Origin of the sequence: Enterococcus sp. DIV0176, from assembly GCF_050528535.1 — a bacterium.
Taxonomy (GTDB): domain Bacteria; phylum Bacillota; class Bacilli; order Lactobacillales; family Enterococcaceae; genus Enterococcus_B; species Enterococcus_B thailandicus.
In genome coordinates this window covers 1,185,299-1,211,031 of the sequence record NZ_CP172879.1, presented here as the reverse complement: position 1 = coordinate 1,211,031, position 25,733 = coordinate 1,185,299, and the positions used below count along the sequence as shown (strand labels likewise).

Annotated in this window: 23 protein-coding genes; 3 read left to right on the top strand and 20 right to left on the bottom strand. The window is 35.2% G+C overall.

Annotated features, from left to right (window positions below; genetic code table 11):
- Window positions 1-5: 5 nt before the first annotated feature.
- From IGJ66_RS05715 to lepA, 19 genes are all read right to left on the bottom strand, one after another.
- Entirely contained in the window at window positions 6-320 is a 315-nt protein-coding gene (locus IGJ66_RS05715; protein ID WP_430616964.1) for a carboxymuconolactone decarboxylase family protein, read from the bottom strand.
- A 15-nt stretch (window positions 321-335) separates the two neighbouring features.
- Window positions 336-749, bottom strand: coding sequence for a cupin domain-containing protein (locus IGJ66_RS05710; protein ID WP_086270972.1), 414 nt, complete (start codon window positions 747-749; stop codon window positions 336-338).
- A gap of 160 nt (window positions 750-909) precedes the next feature.
- Entirely contained in the window at window positions 910-1,791 is an 882-nt protein-coding gene (locus IGJ66_RS05705; RefSeq protein ID WP_430616963.1) for a LysR family transcriptional regulator, read from the bottom strand.
- Between the two features lie 660 nt (window positions 1,792-2,451).
- Window positions 2,452-3,255, bottom strand: coding sequence for an NAD(P)H-dependent flavin oxidoreductase (locus tag IGJ66_RS05700; RefSeq protein WP_067481824.1), 804 nt, complete (start codon window positions 3,253-3,255; stop codon window positions 2,452-2,454).
- A complete protein-coding gene (locus IGJ66_RS05695; protein WP_430617020.1) occupies window positions 3,248-4,042 on the bottom strand; it encodes an SDR family NAD(P)-dependent oxidoreductase in 795 nt (264 codons plus the stop codon). The genes IGJ66_RS05700 and IGJ66_RS05695 overlap by 8 nt, the downstream gene beginning before the upstream one ends.
- Window positions 4,035-4,361 carry a hypothetical protein gene (locus tag IGJ66_RS05690; protein ID WP_270492546.1) on the bottom strand — a complete coding sequence of 109 codons (327 nt, stop codon included), beginning with the start codon at window positions 4,359-4,361 and terminating at the stop codon, window positions 4,035-4,037. Before IGJ66_RS05690 ends, IGJ66_RS05695 begins: the two co-directional genes overlap by 8 nt.
- Window positions 4,312-4,659 carry a hypothetical protein gene (locus IGJ66_RS05685; protein WP_349702440.1) on the bottom strand — a complete coding sequence of 116 codons (348 nt, stop codon included), beginning with the start codon at window positions 4,657-4,659 and terminating at the stop codon, window positions 4,312-4,314. Before IGJ66_RS05685 ends, IGJ66_RS05690 begins: the two co-directional genes overlap by 50 nt.
- Entirely contained in the window at window positions 4,656-5,801 is a 1,146-nt protein-coding gene (locus tag IGJ66_RS05680) for a thiolase family protein (protein ID WP_430616961.1), read from the bottom strand. The genes IGJ66_RS05685 and IGJ66_RS05680 overlap by 4 nt, the downstream gene beginning before the upstream one ends.
- A gap of 1 nt (window position 5,802) precedes the next feature.
- Window positions 5,803-7,113, bottom strand: a complete 1,311-nt coding sequence (locus IGJ66_RS05675; protein ID WP_430616960.1) for an AMP-binding protein — start codon at window positions 7,111-7,113, stop codon at window positions 5,803-5,805.
- Entirely contained in the window at window positions 7,110-7,667 is a 558-nt protein-coding gene (locus tag IGJ66_RS05670) for a biotin transporter BioY (protein WP_075492150.1), read from the bottom strand. Before IGJ66_RS05670 ends, IGJ66_RS05675 begins: the two co-directional genes overlap by 4 nt.
- 1,005 nt (window positions 7,668-8,672) lie before the next feature.
- Window positions 8,673-9,476, bottom strand: coding sequence for a hypothetical protein (locus IGJ66_RS05665; protein WP_430616959.1), 804 nt, complete (start codon window positions 9,474-9,476; stop codon window positions 8,673-8,675).
- A gap of 17 nt (window positions 9,477-9,493) precedes the next feature.
- On the bottom strand, window positions 9,494-9,649 hold the full coding sequence (locus IGJ66_RS05660) for a hypothetical protein (RefSeq protein WP_270607732.1): 156 nt from the start codon (window positions 9,647-9,649) through the stop codon (window positions 9,494-9,496).
- The gene (locus IGJ66_RS05655) at window positions 9,646-9,993 is read right to left on the bottom strand and encodes an MFS transporter (RefSeq protein WP_430616958.1); all 348 of its coding nucleotides are present in this window, start codon (window positions 9,991-9,993) and stop codon (window positions 9,646-9,648) included. Before IGJ66_RS05655 ends, IGJ66_RS05660 begins: the two co-directional genes overlap by 4 nt.
- Before the next feature lie 223 nt (window positions 9,994-10,216).
- On the bottom strand, window positions 10,217-10,906 hold the full coding sequence (locus tag IGJ66_RS05650) for a response regulator transcription factor (protein ID WP_270607735.1): 690 nt from the start codon (window positions 10,904-10,906) through the stop codon (window positions 10,217-10,219).
- 10 nt (window positions 10,907-10,916) lie between these two features.
- The gene (locus tag IGJ66_RS05645) at window positions 10,917-13,481 is read right to left on the bottom strand and encodes a DUF4118 domain-containing protein (RefSeq protein WP_430616957.1); all 2,565 of its coding nucleotides are present in this window, start codon (window positions 13,479-13,481) and stop codon (window positions 10,917-10,919) included.
- 73 nt (window positions 13,482-13,554) lie between these two features.
- Window positions 13,555-14,085 (bottom strand): potassium-transporting ATPase subunit C, encoded by a 531-nt coding sequence (locus IGJ66_RS05640; protein ID WP_430616956.1) that lies wholly within the window; start codon window positions 14,083-14,085, stop codon window positions 13,555-13,557.
- A gap of 15 nt (window positions 14,086-14,100) precedes the next feature.
- Window positions 14,101-16,131 carry a potassium-transporting ATPase subunit KdpB gene (kdpB, locus tag IGJ66_RS05635; RefSeq protein WP_430617019.1) on the bottom strand — a complete coding sequence of 677 codons (2,031 nt, stop codon included), beginning with the start codon at window positions 16,129-16,131 and terminating at the stop codon, window positions 14,101-14,103.
- A gap of 15 nt (window positions 16,132-16,146) precedes the next feature.
- Entirely contained in the window at window positions 16,147-17,823 is a 1,677-nt protein-coding gene (gene kdpA, locus IGJ66_RS05630) for a potassium-transporting ATPase subunit KdpA (RefSeq protein ID WP_430616954.1), read from the bottom strand.
- Between the two features lie 804 nt (window positions 17,824-18,627).
- Window positions 18,628-20,463 carry a translation elongation factor 4 gene (gene lepA / locus IGJ66_RS05625; RefSeq protein WP_430616952.1) on the bottom strand — a complete coding sequence of 612 codons (1,836 nt, stop codon included), beginning with the start codon at window positions 20,461-20,463 and terminating at the stop codon, window positions 18,628-18,630.
- Window positions 20,464-20,610: 147 nt separating this feature from the next.
- Between lepA and IGJ66_RS05620 the strand changes: the two genes are divergently transcribed.
- Genes IGJ66_RS05620 through IGJ66_RS05610 form a run of 3 tightly spaced genes read left to right on the top strand, consistent with a single transcriptional unit; the run spans window position 20,611 to window position 23,017 of the window.
- The gene (locus tag IGJ66_RS05620) at window positions 20,611-21,831 is read left to right on the top strand and encodes a GNAT family N-acetyltransferase (protein WP_067481808.1); all 1,221 of its coding nucleotides are present in this window, start codon (window positions 20,611-20,613) and stop codon (window positions 21,829-21,831) included.
- Window positions 21,832-21,857: 26 nt separating this feature from the next.
- Window positions 21,858-22,349: a nucleoside 2-deoxyribosyltransferase gene (locus IGJ66_RS05615; protein WP_067481806.1), complete on the top strand. Its 492-nt coding sequence runs from the start codon at window positions 21,858-21,860 to the stop codon at window positions 22,347-22,349.
- Window positions 22,346-23,017 (top strand): hypothetical protein, encoded by a 672-nt coding sequence (locus IGJ66_RS05610; RefSeq protein ID WP_430616950.1) that lies wholly within the window; start codon window positions 22,346-22,348, stop codon window positions 23,015-23,017. The genes IGJ66_RS05615 and IGJ66_RS05610 overlap by 4 nt, the downstream gene beginning before the upstream one ends.
- A 77-nt stretch (window positions 23,018-23,094) precedes the next feature.
- On the opposite strand, the gene clpB is transcribed toward IGJ66_RS05610, so the two are convergent.
- Window positions 23,095-25,704, bottom strand: a complete 2,610-nt coding sequence (clpB, locus tag IGJ66_RS05605; protein WP_075491064.1) for an ATP-dependent chaperone ClpB — start codon at window positions 25,702-25,704, stop codon at window positions 23,095-23,097.
- Window positions 25,705-25,733 lie beyond the last annotated feature (29 nt).

The following is a 25,733-nucleotide window of genomic DNA, read 5'->3' as shown; positions in this document are numbered from 1 at the left end:
TAAATTTAACTGCCAAATATTTCTTTTGCCATTGAAAAGGCGCTCCACGCTTTAGGCCAACCAGCATAGAAAGCCAGATGCGTAATCAACGCTGTGATTTCTTCTTTTGTGACACCATTTTCTTTGGCAATTTTGAGATGAGCTTCTAGCTGAGGAGCGCCCAATGCTAAAAGCGCGGAGCAAGTAATCATGCTGCGACCATGGGCAGATAATTCGTTTTCTTTTGCCCACACTTCTCCAAAAAGTACATCATCATTTAATGCTGCAAATTGTGGTGCAAACTCACCTAGTTGTTCTCTTCCTGCTGTCTGCTTTTTCATCAGAGTATTCCTCCTTTATTTAGTTAAATTTTCATACCATTGATTGTCCACTGGTTCTAACCATTCTGGAGTGCCGGCAGTAATTGCAAGATGCTCAAACCAGCTATCTTTCGTTGCTCCGTGCCAATGTTTAACACCGTCATGTGTCGTGATCACATCACCAGCTTTTAAAAGTTTTGCAGGTTTTCCTTCTTCTTGATACCAACCCTCTCCTCCAGTTACGAGTAATAATTGGAATCCATCATGGTGAATATGCCAATGATTCCGACAGCCCGGTTCAAAAGTCACATTGGCTACACCTACGCTAATTTTTGGATCAGAAATTAATCCTTGTAAGTAACTTTGTCCAATAAAATATTGTGCATAAGCATCATTTTTTTCGCCAATTGGAAAGATTACACCATTTTTCACTTCTTCATGTTTCACCATGTTTGTTTCCTCCATTCAAACATTCAACAATTTTATGAGCCAATGATTCTTGGGTTTCAAACTGCCGAATTCCTACTTCCAAATAAAAACGAGTTGTACGATTGATAAATTCATCGTACAACTCGTTTTTATTTGCGTCTAATGCTTATTGCATATACCTCTATGCCCCAAAAGCATGTTTGAAACGAGAAATAAATTCTTGAATAACCGGTGTTTGAATCCGTTCTTTCCACACTAACACACAGTTGGTCTTCACTTCTGGTTCCATAGGGATAAATACTGAATTTTCTAGCCGTCTTTTGGAAACAACCCCTTCAATTGTGAGAGCGGCAGCTACTTTATTTTCTACCAGTGAAAAAATATTAAAAATCAAATTGAAATTTCCAACTATGTTTAAGTTTTCTAGAGCGGTGCCACTCCAAGTACTCAATAATTTTTGAATTTCCATCCGATTAGAACACAAAATAGGTAACCCAGCGATATCTTCTGGTTTTATTTTTTCATTATTTGAGATGACTAACTCCTTTGAAACTAAAAATCCCCATTTTTCTTCTCGTGGTAATTTTAAAACTTTTGTATTTTTAAGCGCAATTGGTTCTAATAGCACAGCTAAATCGACCAGACCTTTTTCCAAACGATCGCTAATATCATCACTTGTTCCTGTTACAATAGTAAAGTGGACATTGGGATAATCGCTGACCATTTCTTCTAACATCATCGCCACCGTATCAGAATTATCCGCCTCGACACAGCCAATTACAATTGTTCCTGTCAATTCTTTCTTTTTCTTATTGGAAAAAGCTTGCTCTAATTTGTCGTTTAGCTGAAGAATCTCCTCTGCTCGTTCTTTTAGAAAAACACCTTCCGGCAAAAGATAGAGCTGGTTTTTTTCTCGTTGAAACAGCGGCATTCCCACCTGTTCCTCTAATTCACGAATTTGTCTGCTTAAAGTAGGTTGCGTAATGTTCAATAATTTAGCCGCTCTAGAAATATTCCCTTCCTGTGCTACGGTCCAAAAGTACTTTAGTAATCTGATTTCCATGATAGACTCGCACCTTTCTTTTCCATCTTTATTATATCTGATTTTTAAAATAAAAATATTGTTTCATCATATGTATTATTTATCATCTTTAAAAAAATATGAATAGGACGAACAAAAGAGCCTGTCCTTTTCGTAAGCAAGTAAGCACATGCTTGAAAAGGCGGCTCCAAAACAGTAGTTTTTTTACTGGGAATCTTCACAAGAAACTATTATCTTTCTTATGCATACAATCCATCTTGCTTCTTCACTCCGCATCTATCAATTATTTCTCCGTCAATACTCTGTGGCTCTTCAAAATATATTCTTTAAATAGCGGTAATATCTTTTACTTTTCATGATATAAGTTTAGTCCTTTTTTCAAAAGCATCTAATCTATCATAAATTTTTTGATTCCTTTGTACTTTTTTTATCGGGAGCACACCTTTATTAAAACATTGATTGCTTTGTTACCTTAGTGAGTCTGTTTTTCGATTGTATACACGACAGGGTATTTTCATGTAAAGTTGTTCAGCTAGATAATATTTTGCTTTATTCAATAATCCTCACTTGAGCGTGAAACGCTGATTTAACAACCTTTCAATTCATTTAGAATGAAAAAACAGTGTATTCTATAAATAGTAATGATTTATTGATCGCTGATACCCATTTCTCAAAATTTAATTAGTCATCAGACGAACTATTTGGGACACTATTTAGCTTTTTAATAATCTCAGAAACAGTAAGAATTTGATTAATCCTATCAATGCCAATTCCACATGGTAGATAGTTCTCTTTTACTCTTACTGCCCGAAATTTTTTCCCACTAGATTTTGTAAATATCTCTGATTTGATCTTTTTACTCAGCAATAACTTTTTACTGTTTTCTAATAATGAAGACTCTTGACTAAGCAGAAAAACAGTCCCCAATTGAACGCCTGCCGCTCCTACTTGCAATTTCTGTTGTATGTCTTTATTTGTCATGATGCCACCAGCTGCAACAACTGGTATCTTAGTCATCGCTAAGGTATCTAAAAGTAAAGTTTCCAGTTTCGTATTTCCAATATGGCCCCCTGCTTCATTTCCCTCCACGACAATACAATCTGTCCCACTGTCAATTACTTTTGTTGCTTGGCGTTTGCTACCTACAACCGAAATAACTTTTCTGTTATTTTCCTGCAATTTTTGAATAAGACCTGGTTTAAATCCAGCGCTAAGACTCACAATAGGGATATTCTCAGAAAGAATTACTTCGATTAATTCATCGCTATTCACTTGTTGTAACATTACGTTACAGGAAAAAGGCCGTGTTGTTTTTTCTCTCACCTGTTGGATTTCCTTTTTTAATTGTTCTCCAGTAAGTCCATAAGAAGACAAGGTGCCTAAAGCTCCCTGATTTGAAACCGCTGCTACTAATGAAGAATAAGAAACTTGAGCCATTGCCCCTTGAATAATTGGATACTTCAAATCAAATAAATCTTTAATCATTCTCTTTCTCCATAGAAAACGATACTTTCGCATTTGGTTTATAAACTTCGATTTTCAATCCATTAAGGGAAAAAATCTTTCCTGTACCCAGCTTGCTATAATTAGAAAGCTCATAAATACTTTGGGCAACTTCTTTAGGAGAACCTATTTTCCAATCGTCTGGGAACAATTCTCCCGTGTTCTTACAGTTTTGAGTAATTTTTTCGATAATTGGGCTTGTCATATCTGTCAAAGCTGCCGGAGAAATAGCATTTACTTCGATTTCATATTTTTTTCCTTCTATAGCTAGGCTTTTACTTAAGCCAATTACCCCTGCTTTACTCCCTGCATAATTGGCTTGACCAAAAGCTCCTTCCAAACCAGATAAAGAGGTCATAAAAAAGATTGTTTTCCGTCCTGTTTGCTTTTTCATTTGTCGAAAGACCTCTTGAGTCATTCCAAAAGCACTCGTAAAGTTCACGGAAATGACCTCTGTCCATTCTTCTCCTGTCATCTTTCCAAAAGATTTGTCTTGGCAAATACCGGCATTAAAAATATATGTATCGATTCGGCCAAATTTTTCAATCACTTCTCGAACAAACTTCCGACTTAAGTCTTCATTACGAATATCTAATGTTTTTACGTGCAACTTGTCTTCGGGAAAATCTACATAGGTTTCTCTTAATGATTCGGTATTGATCTTTTCACTTGAGAAAGTAGCTACAGAATAGCCATTTAGCAAATAGGTCTCTACTAATCCACGGCCGATTCCTTTTGTACCTCCAGTTATTAACGCGACTTTATTCATGTTCAAAAACACCTTCTCCTATTTTTTTATTGAAAGACCATACCTCGAACTGTTGGTTATCACTTAAATATACGCTTATTTCTTCGCCAACCATGACCTTTTCTAAAAAATAATAAGTATATTTTCCAGTGATATTTAGGTTCAATTTTCTTTCAATCAAGCCTTCAATTCGAGCCATTAATTGAATTCCAAACACCACACCTGTATTATGAACAGGATTCTTATCCTTAGAAAATTCTTGATATTTTTGTAAGTCTGTCAGAGAAAAACTAAAGGTTCCCAGCAGTCCGAACATAGATCTTGGTTTGGCATTCTCCATAGAAAATCCCCTCCTTTTTAATCGTTAATAAGTATGTCCAAAAAGCAATGCTCGTTTTTTGCTGAACTTCTACTTTTTCAAGTGTAACTTCATAAGTTTGGTCTAATATGATTTTCTTTTTGATAACGACAGTTTGTTCTACTAATAAGTGCTCGTATTTTTCTAATTCTGAAACAGAAAAATAGCGCCACAATGTCAATAGGAAAGACTTGGGCCATTCTTTTCCTTCGTAATGAACTATGGCTTTATATTCAGCTAGTTCATCTTTCCCAATTAAAATATTTTTACTGACTTTCATTGTGAACTTACCTTCCTAAGCATTAAAGTCGTTCCCTGTCCACCACCAACACACATCGTCACAAGTCCCTTTTTTAGATGGTCTTTTTGTTGTAATTCACTCATTAAACGCCTGACCAAGATAGTCCCTGTAGCACCAAAAGGATGACCATAGGCTAAGGCACCTCCAGATACATTTACGCGATTCTCTGGCCATGTTTCCAATTGAAAACATGCTAAAACTTGTGCTGCGAAAGCCTCATTTAATTCAATCCGATCCATATCTAACAAGGTCATTTCATTTTTCTTGAGCAGTTTTTCAGTAGCATAAATTGGCCCTAAACCAAATTTTTCAGGCAAAACACCAATTGATGCCCCATCAATAATTTCGAATAGAGGATTCAATTGATGTTCTAGACAATAACGTTCACTAGCGAGAAGTAAAAAAGCTGCCCCATCACTTAGGGGAGAGCTGTTCCCGGCAGTCAACGACCCTCCTTGACAAAAGGCTGAGGGCAAAGCACTTAATTTAGCAATCGTTGTTTTAGGTCTAGGACACTCATCTTCATGAAATTGATTGAAAGAAATAATTTCTTTCGAGAATACCTCGGCTGATTTAGCCTTTTGATAGTTCATTTGACTTTCATAAGCATATTGATCTTGCTTCAAACGATCAATCTGCAGACCTTCAGCTAATTTTTCGCAAACAATTCCCATTGCAGGATCTCCGTATTCTGGAATACTTAAAGGAGCGCGTTCTAAAATGAATGGATTGCGACCATAGAGACGTGTGGGTCGCTCAATCAGCCATGGAGCACGGCTAGTACTTTCCACACCACCACAGGCAATACACTCAGCCATTCCGCTTTTAATTTTTGCAGTGGCGACTAAGATACTCTCCAATCCTGAAGCACATTGGCGATCTATAGTAAATGCGGGGACAATGACATCTAAACCCGATACCAGAGAAATTCGACGACTTACATTTCCTCCACCGCCAATGACATTGCCAGTAATTACCTCATCCACCCTAGTTAATTCATTTCGATTCAGTAATTTTTTTAATAATGTCCCCCCTAACAGTTCGGGTAATACTTCAGAAAACATACCACCATATTTTCCAATAGGTGTTCTTGCACCATCGATTATATAGACTCGTTCCATTTTATTTCTCCTGTATAGATCTTTTTTTCTTTCCACTTTCGTTATATTGAATTTCTTGGACTGAAAGTAAGGTATCAATTTTACCTTTTCGATAACTGTTTGCTTTGATAAATTCATTAATTGCACTCAATGCAAGAGGTTCATCTTTCCAAACAACCTCCGCCAAAACACGTTCGCCCAATTCTGGGTCAGACACACCATATATCAAAGCATCCTTAATTTGGGGTAACTGTAAGACTATTTTTTCCAGATAAGCAGGAAATATTTTTTCTCCTTTTCGGTTAATACGTTTATCTTTACGTCCAAAGTAAAAAAGAACCTTTTCATATTTCCCCAAATCTCCAGTTTTAATCGTTTCCTCTGCTAAGAAGATCTGTCCATTATTTAAATAGCCTTGAAAATTCATGGGACTTTTCACAGCAATTTCCCCAATCGAATCGTCAGCGTCTAGAATCGTCACTTGCACTTTAGGAAAGAAATTGCCTAGGCAATTTCTTTCTGGAAGCTGCTGATCATTGTAACTAATAAAACTTGTTTCTGATGTTCCATAAAAATCAAATAATCTTGCTTCAGGACATTTAGAGGCAAACGTTTTTCTTTGATTTTCTGTGACTGATTCCCCACCCAAAATCACATCAAATGTACCAAACATTGGCTTCTCCATTTTTTCAATCCAATAGTTAAAAACCGTCGGTACTGAGAAAATTTGACTATCATTGAGAACAGCCGGATTTGATGCAAGACTACTTATTTTTCTTATTCCTAATAAATAAGTTTGTCCTGAACATAATGTTTGTAACAATGTATAAAGACCTAATGAATAATGAAGTGGCGTCAAACAGGTCACATAGTTTTTTTTTGCAAAAACGGGGACTGAATGAAAAATGCTGAAACTGTTAAGCCAGCTTTTTTGATTACGAATAAACCCTTTTCTCTCTCCCGTTGTTCCAGAAGTAAATCCGATAAAAAGTGTGTCTTCTGGAAATAAGATGGGCTTATTATTTGTTTGAAAATGACAAATTTCTTTCGTCCATAAAATAGAAGAGGAAAATTCACCTATAAGTTTGTTTACCTGTTCTTCTGGTCTTTGATTTGAAATAGGAACAAAAATTTTTTTTGCCAAGATACAAGCAATTAATTTATAAACGGTTTCCGGACACTCATCCATAGGAATAAAAACAATCCGTTCTTCTTCTTTTTGAATTTTTTTCTGATAAGAACGACTCATTTGTTGTAGTTTCCCATAATTAATGAATTGCTCATGATAAATGATAGCTCTTTTTTCTTTGGATATATTGGAAAAAGGAATCATTTAGCTTCTCCAGAAACAGTATATTTTTTTAGTCGTTGGTAAATAATAGCCGCGATTATCGATTTTCCAATGTCGATTGGAACAAAAAAAGCTGCCATTTTTAACCCTGTCCACAAAGACTGATGACTAAAATAAGCTAAAGTGAAGCTCCCCAAAATATTGATGAACAAGGCACCACCTACGATAAAAGCTAATAATATTTTCCAGTAAGTGTCACTACCAATTTTTTCCAATATGGGACAAATTATAAAACCGCAAAGTAAAAATCCAATCAAAAAACCGCCACTAGGACTAAATAAAACTGCTAAGCCACCACGACCGCCAGAAAGGATTGGCACACCCATAAATACTAAGGCTAAAAACATACCAATCGTGATTGTTCCATATTTCTTGCCTAAAAATCCAGCAGTCAACATAATAATCATATTCTGTAAAACAACTGGAACCCCAATAGCTGGGACAGGAATAGCAATCATCCCAGAAACGATGATTAAGGCTAAAAATAAAGCCATTTTTGTCAATATTTTTACATCAAATTCCCTTGTAGATTTCATCTTTTTATCCATATCACACTTCACATTCCTCTATATTAAGTTTATTGACCTAATCCAATTCTTCTTCCGGATGCACTATTTTAAATTTCTTTTATTGTTCGTTACATCTGGTTAACTAAATAAAGATTAAAGGTTAACGAAATAGTAGCATAGATTTTCTGCGCTGACAATCGGATTTTGAATTTAAACCTTTTTAAAGAAAAATGACTTGTCCTTTCCATTAGTAATCCCCTCATTGATTGAGACCGCCTAAAGGATTTGGTAGAGCAATCTATCTCGACATGTTGTAATTGAGTGAGAATAAATAAAAACCTAATTTTGTTTGCTGAGTAATTGATTTAACGCCCCTTAGCGCTATATCGAATTGATCAGACAAGCGTATTCTACTTGGGCTCAACGCTAGAGAAATCTGACAGAAGTTTCTAAAAAAAGCTAGTAAAAACAAATGCCCCTTTCCGTCACACAATAAAATTTTCTCACGCAAAAATATAGAAAAATGTCATAAGTAAATCACTATTCTTAAATCATGAAAAAAAAAGTTACTAACAAACTTAAAGTTAGTAACAATTCTTTCACAAGCATTCTTAAATTAAGGTTCTATAATAGTTCGTGTGAGTGAAAAATCGAAACCGATTTCTGTCAACACTTTTAGCAAGGATTGATCTTTAAATGCTAAAGAAATATATTCCTATGCATTTAAAAAAAATAAGAGCAATATTTTACTAGCACTTCTTTTATTTTTCTAAATTATTCAAATCCGTTTATATATATTTTTTTAGTGTTCTGAATATAAAGATTTTCAAATGAATAACTTTATATTTTTTTAGGAATCCCTGCATCTTGTTTTCCACTTTAAATACATATAGCTCTCTTTCTTAGCAAAAATTAAGATTTAAAATATAAAAGTAATTCGCCCAATCGATATCACGATTCGACGAATTACCTTAAATTAAATATGATTCCAATTTTAAGAGCTTAACTTTATTTATTCTATGAATTAAATACTTAAAAATTAAAGTATTCAAAAAATAAATTAGAATAAGATAGAATTATTTTTTGTTTCACCATAGCAATTTCTTTGGTTGTTGGCGCAGGCCGCCATAAAATTATTGGTGCATCTGCTGGTAAAAATTCATATTTTCTATCTGAAATAATCACCCCTGTTTCATATTTCTCTCGTGTGTTTCTAAAATATAAAGGAATGTAAATATCTGCCTCTATTACTTCTTTAAAGTAATCACGACTACATTTACCAAAAAGAGAATAAAAATTAATCTCAAGTTTTGGCAAATTCACATAGTTCATAAAAAACCTAAAGAGAATATATATTAGATGCGGCTTTACAACTTCATCAGGAAAAGGAAAATAGATTTTTGATAAGATTCGTTCAGTTAATGAATTCCAAAACATCATCTTTTTAGGTAAAATAAATTCCTCTGGCACAAAGTAAGCTAATCCGCCTTTAAAATGAGATAATTTGTAATAAAAGTGACAAACCTCAACTTCTAAAGATTCTAATCCTGCATTACATTCATTATTTTCTAGAAATACAATTTTAATTAGCTCACAAAATTCTTTAGAAAATGTAACAGCTTTGTCCATTTGTAAACTATTAACATCTTTTTCTTTAATAAAAGGCGAAATATCAACAAAAAGAATACTCGAGAAAAAACATCTATTTAGGAAATTCAATTCAGAATCTATATTTAGAAGAAATGAAAGCATTGAAAGAACAAATAAAAATAATCCTAAACTATCAAATGCTTTTTTATTATCATCTGTTGAAACAGACTCTGGTGTTCCCAACATTAAAATTACACTCAAAATCAAAATAACAATTGAAAAACAAAAACATAGCGCCAGCCTAAAGAACTATCTACTGCGCCTCCAAAGAAAGAACAAAGACCCGATTCTCCCCATGAACCAATTGACCAGTAGCTAAGAGCTCGTTGTCGATCTTTTCCATGATAGTAAGATTTCATAATGGCCATATACATGCAGCAGAAAAACCTTGAAGTACTCGACCTAATACAAATATTGCTCCACTATTCATAATAATTAATGCAAAAGAACCTAATATATTTAATAAGATTCCTAAATAAGTTACTTTTACTCTACAAAATTTGTCTGCAAAACCACCTGCTACTACAATAAAAATACCTGAAATTAAACCTGTAATAGAAATACCCATACTTAAAATTCCGGATGAAATGCCAAGATCAAGTTGAATATCGGGCGCCATATTCAACAGCGATTGAGCAAAAAGCCAATATGTTAATACACTTAAAACAATTCCGATTAATATATTCTGTTCGTCTAGATACAAATGCGGTAATACTTTTTGAATTCACACCAATCATCTATCTAAATTAACACTTCTAATTTTTAATGGATACAAAAAGCCCAACTATCATATGTTAGATCAATGATCTAGCTTATGGTAGTTGAGCTTTTTCTTTGGATAAAACTTTCGTCAAATATTATTTTTACCCTTAAAATTGCGTGACAACAAAAATGGATCTATTCTGGCTTAAGGACTTGGGTAAATCTTATTCCTTCTTGTAGTCACGTAGTCTGTAACCAATGCCGATTTCAGTTACTAAATATTCCGGATTTAGCGTATCACTCTCTATTTTTTTGCGAATGTTTGACATGTTCACTCGCAACGTCTGTGTGTCAGTACTATAAGGCCCCCATACTTCCGTAGTTAACGTTTGATAGGTTACAATCTTACCTAATTCACGAAACATGAGCGCTAAAATTCGGTATTCATTTTTTGTTAAATGAATTTCTTCTCCATTTTTATATACTAATTGTTTATCAAAATTAATTGTCAACTCTTTATTTTCGATAATTGTTGCGTCATCATTAGAGCTATTTTGATGTCGTAATGCGGTACGAATTCGAGCTAACAATTCGTTGGTTCCAAAGGGTTTCGTTACATAATCATCAGCTCCCAAATCCAATGCTTTTACTTTATCTTCTTCATTGTTTCGAGCTGAAATAACAATAATAGGTAATTGCATTCGTTTACGTAGGATTTTCAACAAGTCAATACCATCAATATCAGGGAGACCCAAATCCAACAAAACTAAATCAATTGAAATAGTTTGCATGATAGTCAATGCTTCCATTCCTGTACTGGCAATTGATAATTGATAGTTTCCTTGATTTAAAACGACTTCCATAAAGTCGGTGATATTCGGATCATCTTCAATCAGTAAAATGGCTTGTTTCATAGATATTCCCTCATTTCAAATAAATTCTAACTAATGTCATTCCAGAATGAACAGTCATCTCCATTCTACCATTATGAGCATGGATAATTGTCTTTACAATACTTAAGCCTATTCCTAAGCCATTTTTTGAATCTACAGGTACTTCATTTATGTTTGTTAGGTTTGACTGAATTTTTTGAAATTGCTTTAAGGGAATTTCTCCTACATTCTCAATTTCAAATATAGTTTGTTGGTTCTCTTGATAGACACCTAAACGAACTGGATAATTATTATCGCCATGTCGAAATGCATTCTCGACTAAATTAAACAAAGCTTGTTCTATTAAAATAGGATCTGCTTGTATAAATACAACTTGATTAGGCAGATGAACATCTACCTGCCCATTAGGATACACTTTTTTCAAATGTTTATATACAGCTTCCACTATCTCTTCCACAGGTTCTGCCGTTTTTGTTACCTTCATTGTATCCATGTTAATACGAGTTATAGATAACAAATTTTCTACCATACGAATAAGCCAATGCGATTCTTCCTGAATGTCACGCAATAATTTTTGTCGCGTTTCTTCCTTTAAATCCGTTCCTGCACTTAGAGTCTCCGAAATTCCAGAAATAACAGTAAGTGGTGTCCTTAAATCATGCGAAACTGCTCGTAAAAGATTACTGCGAACTTTTTCTCGCTCATTTTCCAACTCAACTCGTTCTTTTTCATTTTTTAGTTCTGTCTGTTCCAGTATTACAGCAATTTGTGTCAATACCAATCTTAAGTAATTTAATTGATTATTCTCTAATTCGAGACCGTTTCTTCTTTCTACTCCTAGCACAGCAAACGTTTTTCCACTTGCGACTATTGGTAAATAAAAGCCTTTTGCGCCAATTAAAGTATCCGTTCCGTTTCCTGCTTCTCTCTGATTTCTAGCAGCCCAAAAAGCGACTGCTGCTTCATCAGGATTATTTAAAATAGATTTTTTATCAGTTTGAAAATGGACGCTCTCCATATTTGCTTTAGAATCAAAAAGAATAATTTCACGATCTAATAATCGAGACAAGTACGTTGCAGAAATATCAAGTATTTGTTTACGACTCTCTGCTAAAACATATTGTTTATTTAATTCATAAAGGATTTCCATTTGATGTTCTTTTTCCATTGAATTTTCTGCTTGTTTCTTCAAGCGAACCATTAAATTACTAATCATTAACGCAACAATCAGCATAATCAATAGCGTAATAGGATACCCTTGTTTATAAACAGTTAATGAATATAATGGTTCGACAAAAAACCAGTTAAAAGATAGCACACTCAAGATAGAAGATAGCGCACTCCAAAAATAACCTGATGTCGTTCGTGCTACTAATAAGATGAAAAAGAGATAGATAAGCATCAAATTCTGATCCCCAACATGTAGATACTGCATCAATTCCGTCACAACAGTAGCCAAAAAAACACTACTAATTGCAATGCTCAGATCTTTTCCACCACCGTCAATAACTTTTCGTATACTTAACAAAAATGGCGATTTTTCTTCATTAAAAGGAATTAAATGAATTTCTGTGTCGGTCAAACGCCTTAAAAGACGATCATCAAAATTCTCAGAAAATATTTTTTCATACCATGGTTGACGTAAATTTTTTCCCATAATAATATCTGTCACACCGGTCATTTTAGCAAATTCCACAATTGTCTCAAAACTATCTTCTTTTTCAATATTAATTACTTCTGCACCTAGTTTATCAGCTAACGGAATATTCGTGGGTGTATTTTCTAAGGTACGTACTTGAATAACCGTCCATTCAGCTCCTAGCCCTTGCGCTAATCTTGCTGTCCACCGGATACATTTTTCTGTCATTTTAGGAAATGCATCATTTACAACCGTCAACAATTTACTTTGAATACCGCTAGTTTTGCTGCTTATTCGGTTAATATGATCTGATGCTCTTTGAATAGCAAGTCCTCTTAACTGATCTAATTTTTGTGGAATAAAAAAATTTTCCAAAGCACGTCGAGCATTCTCATTTGCATATATTTTACCTTGTGCCAATCGCTCAATTAATTCTTCAGGTTCTACATCTATGACTTTAATTGTCGCCTGCTGTAAGAAAGTATCTGGTACTCTTTCTTTGACTTCAATGCCTGTTACTTCTGCCACAATATCATTTAAGCTTTCTAAATGTTGGACATTAATGGTAGTAAAGACATCAATTCCTGCATTTAATAATTCATCGATATCTTGGTAACGTTTGCGATTTCGAGAACCTTTTGCATTCGTATGTGCCAATTCATCAATCAGCACAATTTCTGGCTTTCTTGTAATTATTTCATCAATATCAGGTTCGAATAGGTCCAATTGTTTATACGAGATTTTTTTTGGCGGTATTTGAGGCAAGCCTTCTAGTAATTGATTAGTATCTGGTCGTTCGTGAGGCTCAATATAACCCACCATTACATTTTTACCCATCTCTAATAGTTCATGAGCCTCTGATAACATAGCATAAGTCTTCCCAACTCCAGCTGCAAAGCCAAAGAAGACACGCAACCTACCTCTTCTCCCATCACCTACTTGTGTTTGATCAAACATTTTCTAACCCCCTATTGTTATAGAGAAGAATTTTCCAGATCTTTTTATTAATAAAGAACTAGAGAACTATCTATTACGCTCTTAGTTTATCTAACGCTAGGTTTAACTGCAAAACATTCACAAAATAGCGGTTAGAAAACCAATCCTTTTGACAATATTTATCAATGAGTCCTTGAATTTTTTCTTTTGGTAACTCCCGTTCTTTTGCAATACGATCAATTTGAAACTCTGCCGCTTCTAAGCTAATATCAGGATCAACGCCACTAGCTGAAGCTGTGACTAAATCGATAGGAACTTCCTTTTGAGTTGGATTCTTTTCTAATTCATTTATAACACGTTTTTGAACTAGTTTCTCTTGTTTTTTTGAAACAGGTGACAACTGACTTACCTTAGCATCACGTCCCGAAAAATATTTATCTTGTTGAAAAGATTGACCAATCAACTTTGAACCAACTACTTGATTATCTGAAATAATCTTACTTCCATTAGCTTGTTCTGAAAAAAATAACTGTCCTATGCCTGTAATCACTAGCGTGTAGACACCACCAAATATAACTAAGCCCAAAAGTAAAAATCTCAAGCTACTAAAAAGACTTTTTTTCATAAAATTTACTCCTCCTTATAAAATAATCATTGAAAGAACAATATCGATGAACTTAATGAAAATGAAGGGGGCTATCACACCACCAAGTCCATATACCAATAGATTGTGGCGCAATATTTGGCTAGCTGGTTTTTCTTGATACTTTACCCCCTTTAGAGCAAGCGGTATTAGTGCCATAATAACAACCGCATTATAAATTACTGCAGATAAGATAGCCGTCAAGGGACTTCCTAATTCCATAATATTCAGTTGATCCAATTGGGGATAAATACTATAAAACAGTACCGGAATAACAGCAAAATATTTTGCAATGTCATTTGCAATACTAAATGTCGTAAGCGCTCCTCGTGTCATTAAAAGTTGTTTGCCAATTTGTACAACTTGAAGTAATTTTGTTGGACTAGAATCTAGGTCAATCATATTTCCTGCTTCTTTTGCTGCTTGTGTTCCTGTATTCATTGCCATTGCAACATCGGCTTGAGCTAGTGCTGGAGCGTCATTGGTTCCATCACCTGTCATGGCTACTAAATGCCCTTTTTCTTGATATTCACGAATCAAATCCATCTTATTTTCTGGAGTTGCTTCAGCTAAAAAATCATCTACTCCCGCTTCTGCAGCAATAGCTGCTGCCGTTAAGGGATTGTCTCCAGTAATCATAATTGTTTTAATTCCCATTTTTCGCATATCAGAAAATTTTTCTTTGACACCATTTTTCACGACATCTTTTAGATAAACAACACCCATAACTCGGTTATTTTTAACTACTACTAAAGGCGTACCACCAGCACGCGCTATCTTATCGACGCTTTCATCACATTCCGGCGGATATATCTCGCCTTTCGATTGAACATAATGTTTCATAGTATCAGCGGCTCCTTTACGAATTTCATCTCCTCGATAATCAATTCCACTCATTCGCGTTTTTGCACTGAAATCTATAAATTTAACTTCTGATTTTTGAAATTCTCGTTCGCGTAGATTAAACTGCTCCTTTGCTAAAATTACGATACTACGACCTTCTGCCGTTTCATCTGCTAAGGAGGAAAGTTGTGCTGCATCAGCAAGTTGTTCCTTACTTACACCATTAACTGGTAAAAATTCACTTGCTCGTCGATTTCCTAAAGTAATCGTTCCAGTCTTATCTAGCAGAAGAACATCCACATCACCTGCTGCTTCAATAGCGCGACCACTCATAGCAATAACATTTTCTTTTGTTAAACGACTCATACCAGCAATCCCGATTGAAGAAATCAGTGCACCAATCGTTGTAGGTGCTAAACAAATTAGCAAGGCAATAACAATAACTATTGAAAGTGCCTCCCCTCTTCCTGATAATTGACTACTAAAGTCAGTAAATGGAATAAGCGTGATAGAGACTGTCAGAAAAATAATCGTTAGAGTAATTAGAAAAATTTGTAGCCCAATTTCATTCGGTGTTTTTTTCCGTTGTGTGCCTTCTACCATCGCAATCATCTTATCTAAAAATGATTCACCATTCTCCGAAGTAACACGAATAACGAGATAGTCAGAAACAACTGTTGTCCCACCTGTTACAGCACTACGATCGCCTCCTGATTCCCGAATTACAGGTGCTGATTCACCTGTAATAGCACTTTCGTCAACTGAAGCTGCACCTTCTATTACATCACCATCAGCAGGTATTTGTTCGCCAGACCTTACATAAACTAGGTCTCCACGTTTCAAATCAGAAGATCTTATTTCGATAAAGTTCTCACTGGCAATATCATCAATATGATTTACTTTGTATGTCATTATCTCTTTCTTTGCTTGCTTTAAACTATCTGCTTGTGCCTTTCCTCGTCCTTCAGCTACGGCTTCTGCAAAATTTGCAAAAAGTAATGTTAACCACAAAAAAATCGTTATAGAAATATTGAACCACAGAGGAACACTCATAGGATAAAAACATAATAGAGTAGTCAAAATTGCACCCAAATAAACAACAAACATGACCGGATTTTTAATTTGTTGACGTGGATCCATTTTTTTAAAGGATTGCACAATAGCCCATTGATAAACTTTCTTCATCATTATTCTTCCCTTCTATTTCAATGTAAAAAATTCTGCTATTGGTCCAAGTGCTAATGAAGGCAAAAAGCTTAAAGCCCCAATTACCAAAATTACAATCATTAGCATCGACATGAACGTAGGGCTAACTGTTGATAATGTCCCTGAACTCAATGCTGCTTTTTTCTTAGCTCCCATGTTTTCAGCTAGAAATAGAATTGCTACTATTGGTAAATATCTCGAAATAAGCATAAGGATACTCCCTAAAACGTTTAAATATGAAGTATCTGCTATTAGTCCACCAAAAGCACTTCCGTTATTGTTTGCTAGTGATGTAGCCCCATATAACAATTCACTAAAGGCATGCGGACCATTGTTAGTCAACCAAGTCATAATATCTGGATGTAAAACCAATGCCATAGCACCAAAAAGCGTAAGCATCAAAGGTGTTAAGATGACTAAGCTAGCCATTTTTATATCGAAAGCTTCAATTTTCTTTCCAAGGTATTCTGGAGTACGTCCAACAAGTAATCCTGCAATAAAAACTGCCAACATGAGAAATGCTAACATTCCATACAGTCCACTTCCAACTCCTCCAAAAATAATCTCACCAAGTTGCATTAAAAACATTGGTACTGCTCCTCCGAGAGGAGTAAAACTATCTAACATAGAATTTACAGAACCATTAGAAGCTGCAGTCGTTGCAACTGTCCATAAACTTGACCAACCAATTCCAAATCGGACTTCTTTTCCTTCTAAATTCATGGTACCCAATACTTGTGTGCTATTTATACCAGTGAATTCACTAAAAGCTACTCCTAAAAATGCCAATAATAAAAAGATAAGTGAAACTACTAAAATAGTTCGTCCTTGTTTCCAATCTTTCACCCAAAAACCAAAAGTGAAAATTAATGCTGTTGGTATTAGAAGAATTGCGATATTTTCTAAAAAGTTCGATAAGAGAGTGGGATTCTCAAATGGATAAGCCGAATTTGCACCAAAGAAACCACCACCATTTGTTCCAAGTTGTTTTATCGCTACTTGGCTAGCCACTGGACCTAAAGATAACCATGCATCTTTCTCCTCTAATCCTTGATAAGATAAACCTGATTGGAGAGTTTGCACAGTTCCTTGTGAAATAAGAATGACTGCAAGAATAAATGATAATGGCAATAGAATATAAACTAAACTACGCGTCAAGTCTTGCCAAAAATTTCCTAATGCTTTCTTTCTAATTTGAGAAAAACCGCGAAGAAGCGCAACGAGTACTGAAAGACCAACTCCAGCCGATATAAAATTTTGAACAGTTAATCCAAACATTTGAGACAGATTAGATAAGGTTGTTTCCCCTGCATACGCTTGCCAGTTTGTATTGGTTACAAAGCTAACTGCAGTATTTATTGCTAATGATAATGAAAGATTTTTTACACTGTCTCCTCCTGGAAAAAAGTGTTGTGTCATCAATATCAAAATAAGCAATAGAATAGAACAAAAACTTAATAGTAAAACAGTAAAGATATAACGTTTCGCTGACATCTCTTTTTTACTAGCAGATCCAATCACTTTATAAAATAAACGCTCCAAAGGACGAAGAAACCGAACTCCTCTAGGTACTCTGCCTTGCATAATTTCCTTTATATACCAGCCTAATGGAATTGCTAGTAATAATAGGATAAATAGAAAAAAAATTCCTTGATAAATCACACTACTCATAATTCTTCCCCCTTAAATAAAAACCAGAAAAGATAGATCATCAACAAAATACTAATAATACCTAAAATAATTATCATTCTATTTCACTCCTTTTCCATTGATGTCGAAAATTTCTTTAACATCATTTACAAATTAACTATACAAAAATGCATATAAAGATAGTGTGAAACTTTGATCCGTTTCTTTATACTATCTTTATATGCATTTTAAATTGTTGGAAAACAATAATAGTTTATTTTTCAACTTATCTATTTCAACGATGAAAATCTAGAAGAACAGCTGTAAAACTTAGATAATCTTAAGATTATCTAAGTTTTATTTTTCTAGATTTTTTAATTTTTTTATCCAGTTCATCTTTCTTTACGAAATCATATGTTGAGTTTCTAGTTACCTTGCTTGAGCAATTAAATTTTTCTTCGTCGTTTTACTTTATCATCACTCATTAGATGGACCAAATTATATTTTGTATTTTTCTTTATACACATCATTTGCCAAAGGCCGTTTATTCAATATCTTTCAGATGCCATTGTTCTTTGGTTGGAACATTTGAACTACTTAGTTCACTGATAATTAAATAGATCATATACTGAGAATGGCTATTCTCGACATAAAAAAAGCACCTCCTATGAGATGCTTTTTTCACATACTGACAATTAGAAATTTTCAAGGAAATTATTCCTTTTTTGTCCTTTTTTATTAAGCCGTGACAGCAGTATGACAGTAATAATTTTTTTAAACTGCTTAATCAGACGTTTTACGCTAATCATAAGGATTGATTTAATAGGCTTTTCTACTTAAAACAAGCTACTTCTTAGGCTCATCATCATCCATCTTAAGAACAGCCATGAAGGCTTCCTGAGGGACTTCGACACTACCGATTTGTTTCATTCGTTTCTTACCTTCTTTTTGTTTTTCAAGAAGCTTACGCTTACGAGAAACATCTCCACCGTAACATTTTGCTAAGACGTTTTTACGCAAAGCTTTAATGTCCGAACGAGCCACGATTTTTTGGCCAATTGCAGCCTGGATTGGGACTTCGAATTGTTGTCTTGGTATCAGTTTTTTCAGCTTTTCAACGATTGCTTTTCCACGTTCGTAGGCAAAGTCACGATGGACGATAAAGCCAAGTGCATCGACTTTCTCACCATTTAATAAGATGTCCATTTTCACTAGCTTGCTCTTTTGATAACCTGACATTTCATAATCAAGAGAGGCATAACCTTTCGTACTTGATTTTAATTTATCAAAGAAATCAAACACGATTTCAGACAATGGAATGTTATAAACAACATTCACACGATAATCATCTAGATAATCCATTGTAATAAATTCACCACGTTTGCGTTGCGACAATTCCATAACTGCGCCAACAAACTCATTAGGAACCATGATTTGTGCTTTTACAAAAGGTTCTTCGACATCTTGAATAGTGACAGGTTCTGGAAAGTCAGCCGGATTATCTACAACAATCGTTGAACCGTCTGTCTTGTTCACATGATAAATTACAGATGGTGCCGTTGTAATTAATTCTAAATTAAATTCACGTTCCAATCGTTCTTGCACTACATCCATGTGCAGCAATCCTAAAAAGCCACAACGGAATCCAAAGCCAAGTGCTTGTGACGTTTCTGGCTCGAATTGTAACGCAGCATCGTTTAATTGCAGTTTTTCCAATGCTTCACGTAAATCATTATAACGAGAAGTTTCTATCGGGTACAAACCACAATAAACCATTGGATTCATTTTACGATAACCTGGAAGAGCTTCCTCAGCTGGATTGTCAGCAAGTGTAACTGTATCCCCAACACGCGTATCTTGCACAGTTTTGATGCTGGCAGTAATGTAACCTACATCGCCGACCATCAAATAATCTCTGGCAACTGCTTTCGGTGAAAAGACACCAACTTCTGTTACATCAAAAGTTTTCCCATTACTCATCATTTGAATTTTATCACCCGGTTTTACTACTCCGTCAGTGATCCGAACATTTAGAACGACACCACGATAACTGTCGTAAACAGAGTCAAAAATCAATGCTTTCAGCGGTGCTTCTAAGTTACCAGTCGGTGCAGGAACGTATTCTACGATTTGTTCAAGAATATCTTCAATCCCAATTCCAGCTTTCGCACTAGCTAGTACAGCTTCACTGGCATCAATTCCGATTACATCTTCGATTTCTTTACGCACGCGTTCTGGATCTGCCGCAGGTAAATCAATTTTATTGATAACTGGTAAAATTTCCAAATCGTTATCTAAAGCTAAATAAACATTGGCTAATGTTTGTGCTTCAATCCCTTGTGCTGCATCCACGACCAACACTGCCCCTTCACAGGCAGCCAAGCTACGTGAAACTTCATAGGTGAAGTCGACGTGTCCCGGTGTGTCGATTAAATGGAAAATATATGTTTCTCCATTTTTTGCTGTATAGTTTAATTCAACTGCATTAAGTTTTATCGTGATACCACGTTCACGTTCGAGATCCATTGAGTCTAACAGCTGATCTTGCATTTCACGAGACGTCACAGTGTGCGTCATTTCTAAAATACGATCGGCCAACGTTGATTTTCCATGGTCGATGTGAGCAATAATCGAGAAATTACGAATTTGCTCTTGGCGGTGCTTCATTTTATTTATATCCATAGCGTCTCCTCTTTTCATTTAATCAGCACTTTCCATTATACCAACGAAATACAGGAATTTAAAGCCTTTTTCATTAGTGACCGTTTAGAAGTTTTTTTTCCTAAGTTTTGTTATACTTAAATCAATCAAATAAATGGAGATGAAAGAATGGATCAAAAAGATTTCAGAGAAAATCTTGAGTTAAAATCAGTTACGGAGGAAAACGTAGATCAATTTAACGAATTGTTGTCCTATGTTTTTCAAGTAACAGAGTCTGATATTGAGGAAAGTGGATTTGAAAGTAAACGAGAATTCATCAAATCAAAACGCCCTATCTTAGAACTATCCGAAGTATTTGGTTGGTTCTATGATAACCAATTGATTTCACAAATCGCTATCTACCCTTGTGAAGTCAACATTCATGGTACGCCTTATTTAATGGGTGGTGTCACAGGAGTCGGTACTTATCCAGAGTATGCGAACCACGGTTTAATGCAAGACTTGATTGTCGTTGCTTTAGATAATATGAGAAAAAAGAAACAATGGATTTCTTATCTTTACCCTTATAATATTCCGTATTATCGTCGTAAAGGTTGGGAAATCATGTCAGATAAACTTTCCTTTAAAATACGTGATACACAATTGCCTAAACAAGTTCCCGTTAACGGAATGGTTGAACGCTTACCAGTGGATCACGAAGATGTTTATGCTGTCTATGAAAAATTTGCACGTCAAAATCATGGCGCACTTTTTCGCAGTGGTTTTCACTGGGAAGAATATTGGCGCTTTGAAAATGAAGAAGAACGAACGGCTGCTGTCTACTATGGAGCCAATCAAGAACCACTTGGTGTCTTGTTCTATTGGGTTGCAGAAGAAGTATTTCATGTAAAAGAAATGTTTTATTTGAATCAAGAAGCACGCAACGGTCTATGGAATTTCATTTCTGCACATTTCTCCATGATTTATTGGGTAAAAGGTGACATTTATAAAAATGAACCATTGGCTTTCTTACTTGAAGACAGCCAAATTACGGAACAAATCGAACCTTACTTTATGGCAAGAATCGTTGATGTCAAAGAATTTTTACAAAAATTTCCTTTTGCTAGCACAGCAAAACCATTTCATTTCGTTTTGACAGATCCGATTGCACCCTGGAATAACGGCGTCTTTGGTTTGATTTGGGATGAAGAAGATCAAGTACAAATTCTTAATGAACCAATTGGTGAAGCTGTTTACTTGGATATCCAAACTTTGACTTGTTTGATGATGAATTATCGCCGAGCTGCGTACCTTTCTCGAATCGAACGAATCATAACTGATAAAGAAACTTTACGGTCACTTGAGCGAATCATTCCAGATACAGAAGCTTACTTTAGTGACTATTTCTAAAATATAAAATAAAGGATGAATACACAATGAACATTTATTTTGCTGGACCTATGTTCGCTAAAAGCGACCTTTTATATAACGCTAATCTTGTTGCTCAAATTCGTGAGATCTCACCAAAAATTACTGTTTATTTACCACAAGAAAATGAAGCAATCAATGACAAAACAGCTTACGCAGACAGTCAAATGATTGCATTGGCAGACACCGAAAAAGTCTTGGAAAGCCAATTGATGGTTGCTTTACTCGATGGATTAACGATTGATGCTGGAGTGGCATCTGAAATTGGTGTTGCTTATGCAAAAGGAATCCCTGTGATTGGTTTGTACACAGATACTCGTCAACAAGGTGGAACACACCCGAAAAAAATTGCTGCTTTACAAGAAGTTGCAGAAAACCAATTTCATTATCTAAATCTTTATACTGTTGGGTTGATCAAATTGAATGGTGAAGTGGTCGCTTCAGAAACCGAATTATTGAAAAAAATTGAAGAATATTTATCTGAGGGGGCATCTCAATGATTATTAATGAGTTAAAAAAAGTACAAACTGCCCTACTGGCTTTTGGGGTATTTGTTGTTGGCTACAATATTTTTGAATTTGCTACGCAAAAATATTCTACTACGCAAGGAATCACATTTATCGTCGAATCCTTAGCTGGTATCGTTTTGATTTTCTTACCACAAATTATTTTCAAACTATTTAAAATAAGAATTCCTGCTGCTATTGTTTTGTTTTATTGGTTTTTCCTTTTCATTTCTGTCTTTTTAGGAACAGGGTTACACTTGATTAGTATCATTCCTTTTTGGGACAAGATTCTTCATGCAGTTAGTCCAATGGTTCTGACAGCGTTAGGTTATGGTTTGATTGGTTATTTAATGAAAGATGCGCCGATTGAAAAAACCAGTCCTTGGCTATTTTTATTATTTGGTTTTGCTTTTGCTGGAACGTGTGGCGTTTTTTGGGAATTCTGGGAGTTCCTTTGCGATCAATTTTTAGGAATGAATTTACAAAGATTTGCAGCTTCAAATGGAACTTTATTTATTGGTCGAGCTGCGCTGATGGACACAATGGGTGATTTGTTTACGAATACAATGGGTGCCTTGTTCATGGGAATCTTTGCTTGGACGAACAGCCGAAAAAATTTGGCTTACTTCAAAAGTTATCGTTTAGAAAAAGCGAAGAAATAAATACTAACTTGCTTATTTGCACTGATACCATAAAAAAACACTTCAATCGAAATGATTGAAGTGTTTTTTTCATTCATTTATTCTTCTTCTGGCAATTCTTCTGTTGAAAATTGGAGTTTCCCAGCAAGAAAATCAATCGTAACTTTTGATTTTGGTAAAACATGACCTGCAACGATTTCTTTTGCTAAAGGTGTTTCCACTTCTTTCGTAATAAAACGTTTCAATGGACGTGCCCCGTAAGCTGGCTCGTAGGCAGTTTCTGCAATCCAAGTTCTTGCTGCTTCGCTGATTTCTAATTGAATCTCTTGATGTTCTAAACGACGAGCTAATTGAGCAACCATCTTGTTAACGATTCCCTTAACATTTTCCAAACTCAATGGTGTAAATAAAATCGTATCGTCAATTCTGTTCAAGAATTCTGGTTTAAAGTTTCCACGCAAAATGGTACGTACTTGTTCTTCCACTGCTTCTGGAATTGTTCCTTCTGCTGTTACACCTTCTAACAATAATTGTGAGCCAATGTTACTTGTCATAATCAACACAGTATTTTTAAAGTCGACCACTCGTCCTTTGGAATCTGTCAAGCGCCCATCATCTAACACTTGTAATAAAATATTAAAGACATCTGGGTGTGCTTTTTCGATTTCATCAAGTAAAACAATCGTATATGGATTGCGGCGAACAGCTTCAGTTAATTGACCGCCTTCTTCATAACCAACATAGCCTGGAGGAGCTCCAACTAACCGTGACACTGAATGTTTCTCCATGTATTCACTCATGTCAATTCGAACCATATGATCTTCAGAATCAAATAAGTTTTCTGCCAATGCTTTAGCTAACTCAGTCTTCCCTACCCCAGTTGGACCTAAGAATAAGAATGAGCCAAGTGGACGATTTGGATCTTGCAATCCAGCACGCGAACGAATAACTGCATCGCTTACGGCATCAACTGCTTCATCTTGCCCAATAACACGTTTATGCAATGTTTCATTTAGCTTGATTAGTTTTTCGCGTTCCCCTTCAACTAACTTAGTTACTGGAATACCTGTCAATCGACCGACAACTTGAGCAATTTCATTTTCAGTCACAGATTCTTGAACCATTTTGATATCATCATTTTTTGCTTTTGCTTCTAATTCTTTTAATTCTTTTTCTAGTTGAGGAATCGTTCCATGACGTAAGACAGCTGCACGTTCTAAATCATAATTATTTTCCGCATCTTCTAACTCATGTTTGGCTTTGTCGATTTCCGCACGCTTCGTTGAAACAGTATTGACTTCTTCTTTTTCTGTTTCCCATTGCATCTTCATTGCATTTGCTTCTTCACGTAAATCAGCTAGTTCTTCTTGTAGATTTTTCAAACGCTTTTTACTTGCATCATCTGATTCTTTTTTCAATGCTGCCTCTTCGATTTCTAATTGCATTAATCGACGAGTCACTTGGTCAAGTTCCGTAGGCATCGAATTCATTTCGACACGAATCGTAGCACTTGCTTCATCAATCAAATCGATTGCTTTATCTGGTAGAAAACGATCTGTTATATAACGATCTGATAAAGTAGCAGCTGCAACTAAAGCATTATCATGGATATTGACCCCATGGTGAATTTCAAATCGTTCTTTCAATCCACGTAAAATACTAATGGTATCTTCAACAGTCGGTTCCTTAACCAGTACTTTTTGGAAACGACGTTCCAAAGCTTTATCTTTTTCCATATATTGACGATATTCATCCAAAGTTGTTGCACCAATCAAATGCAATTCGCCACGAGCAAGCATTGGTTTTAGTAAATTTCCAGCATCCATACTGCCTTCTGTTTTACCAGCACCCACGATATTATGGATTTCATCAATAAATAGGATAATTCTGCCTTCACTTTTTGTTACTTCTTTCAAAACAGCTTTCAATCGTTCTTCAAACTCACCACGGAATTTTGCACCCGCAATCAATGCCCCCATATCTAATGAAAAAATAGTTTTATCTTTCAAGTTTTCTGGAACATCTTTGCGAACGATTCGCTGTGCTAATCCTTCGACAATCGCTGTTTTACCAACCCCAGGTTCCCCAATCAAAACAGGGTTATTCTTTGTTTTTCGTGAAAGAATTCGAACGACATCTCGAATTTCTTCATCACGTCCAATAATCGGATCCATTTTGCCACTACGGACTTGTTGCACTAAGTCAACACCGTATTTTTCTAATGCTTTGTATTGTTCTTCTTGATTTTTTGAGGTCACTTTTTCCCCTCCTCGCATATCTTCAATATTTTTTCGAAGTTCTTTTTCTGTAATTCCTTGTTTAACTAAATAAGTTGTTAAAGGATAATGTTTTAATTTCATCAATGCTAGGATAACGATTTCTGTTGATAAAAATTCATCTCCAAAGCTTTCTTTTAATTGGTCTGCTTCATTTAACAAGCTAAATAAATTTTGGCTTAAATTTTGACCATACTGAATATTTCCACCTGAAACACTTGGATATTCATCTAGTAATCGGTCAACCTCGCGTTCAAATTGATCAACATCAACTCCCGCGTCCGTATAGAAATTTCGTCCAAAATGACTTGGTTGTAAAAAAATTTTCCAAAGATGCGCAATATCAATTTCTTGATGTTTTCGCGTCACAGCAACTTGCTGCGCTTCTGCAATCGCTTCTTGAAGCGTAGTTGTCATTTTTTCAATATTCATATAAACTACCTCCTATATTGAAAGTTCAA

Coding starts and splice junctions, on each gene's coding strand:
- IGJ66_RS05610 (WP_430616950.1), top strand. CDS start 22,346: ATGATTATTAATGAGTTAAAAAAAGTACAAACTGCCCTACTGGCTTTT.
- IGJ66_RS05700 (WP_067481824.1), bottom strand. CDS start 3,255: ATGATTAAAGATTTATTTGATTTGAAGTATCCAATTATTCAAGGGGCA.
- IGJ66_RS05640 (WP_430616956.1), bottom strand. CDS start 14,085: ATGAAAAAAAGTCTTTTTAGTAGCTTGAGATTTTTACTTTTGGGCTTA.
- IGJ66_RS05710 (WP_086270972.1), bottom strand. CDS start 749: ATGGTGAAACATGAAGAAGTGAAAAATGGTGTAATCTTTCCAATTGGC.
- IGJ66_RS05680 (WP_430616961.1), bottom strand. CDS start 5,801: ATGGAACGAGTCTATATAATCGATGGTGCAAGAACACCTATTGGAAAA.
- IGJ66_RS05665 (WP_430616959.1), bottom strand. CDS start 9,476: ATGTTGGGAACACCAGAGTCTGTTTCAACAGATGATAATAAAAAAGCA.
- IGJ66_RS05675 (WP_430616960.1), bottom strand. CDS start 7,113: ATGATTCCTTTTTCCAATATATCCAAAGAAAAAAGAGCTATCATTTAT.
- IGJ66_RS05690 (WP_270492546.1), bottom strand. CDS start 4,361: ATGGAGAATGCCAAACCAAGATCTATGTTCGGACTGCTGGGAACCTTT.
- IGJ66_RS05645 (WP_430616957.1), bottom strand. CDS start 13,481: ATGTTTGATCAAACACAAGTAGGTGATGGGAGAAGAGGTAGGTTGCGT.
- IGJ66_RS05650 (WP_270607735.1), bottom strand. CDS start 10,906: ATGAAACAAGCCATTTTACTGATTGAAGATGATCCGAATATCACCGAC.
- IGJ66_RS05620 (WP_067481808.1), top strand. CDS start 20,611: ATGGATCAAAAAGATTTCAGAGAAAATCTTGAGTTAAAATCAGTTACG.
- lepA (WP_430616952.1), bottom strand. CDS start 20,463: ATGGATATAAATAAAATGAAGCACCGCCAAGAGCAAATTCGTAATTTC.
- kdpB (WP_430617019.1), bottom strand. CDS start 16,131: ATGAAGAAAGTTTATCAATGGGCTATTGTGCAATCCTTTAAAAAAATG.
- IGJ66_RS05670 (WP_075492150.1), bottom strand. CDS start 7,667: ATGAAATCTACAAGGGAATTTGATGTAAAAATATTGACAAAAATGGCT.
- IGJ66_RS05660 (WP_270607732.1), bottom strand. CDS start 9,649: ATGAAATCTTACTATCATGGAAAAGATCGACAACGAGCTCTTAGCTAC.
- IGJ66_RS05685 (WP_349702440.1), bottom strand. CDS start 4,659: ATGAAAGTCAGTAAAAATATTTTAATTGGGAAAGATGAACTAGCTGAA.
- IGJ66_RS05715 (WP_430616964.1), bottom strand. CDS start 320: ATGAAAAAGCAGACAGCAGGAAGAGAACAACTAGGTGAGTTTGCACCA.
- clpB (WP_075491064.1), bottom strand. CDS start 25,704: ATGAATATTGAAAAAATGACAACTACGCTTCAAGAAGCGATTGCAGAA.
- kdpA (WP_430616954.1), bottom strand. CDS start 17,823: ATGAGTAGTGTGATTTATCAAGGAATTTTTTTTCTATTTATCCTATTA.
- IGJ66_RS05705 (WP_430616963.1), bottom strand. CDS start 1,791: ATGGAAATCAGATTACTAAAGTACTTTTGGACCGTAGCACAGGAAGGG.
- IGJ66_RS05615 (WP_067481806.1), top strand. CDS start 21,858: ATGAACATTTATTTTGCTGGACCTATGTTCGCTAAAAGCGACCTTTTA.
- IGJ66_RS05695 (WP_430617020.1), bottom strand. CDS start 4,042: ATGAATAAAGTCGCGTTAATAACTGGAGGTACAAAAGGAATCGGCCGT.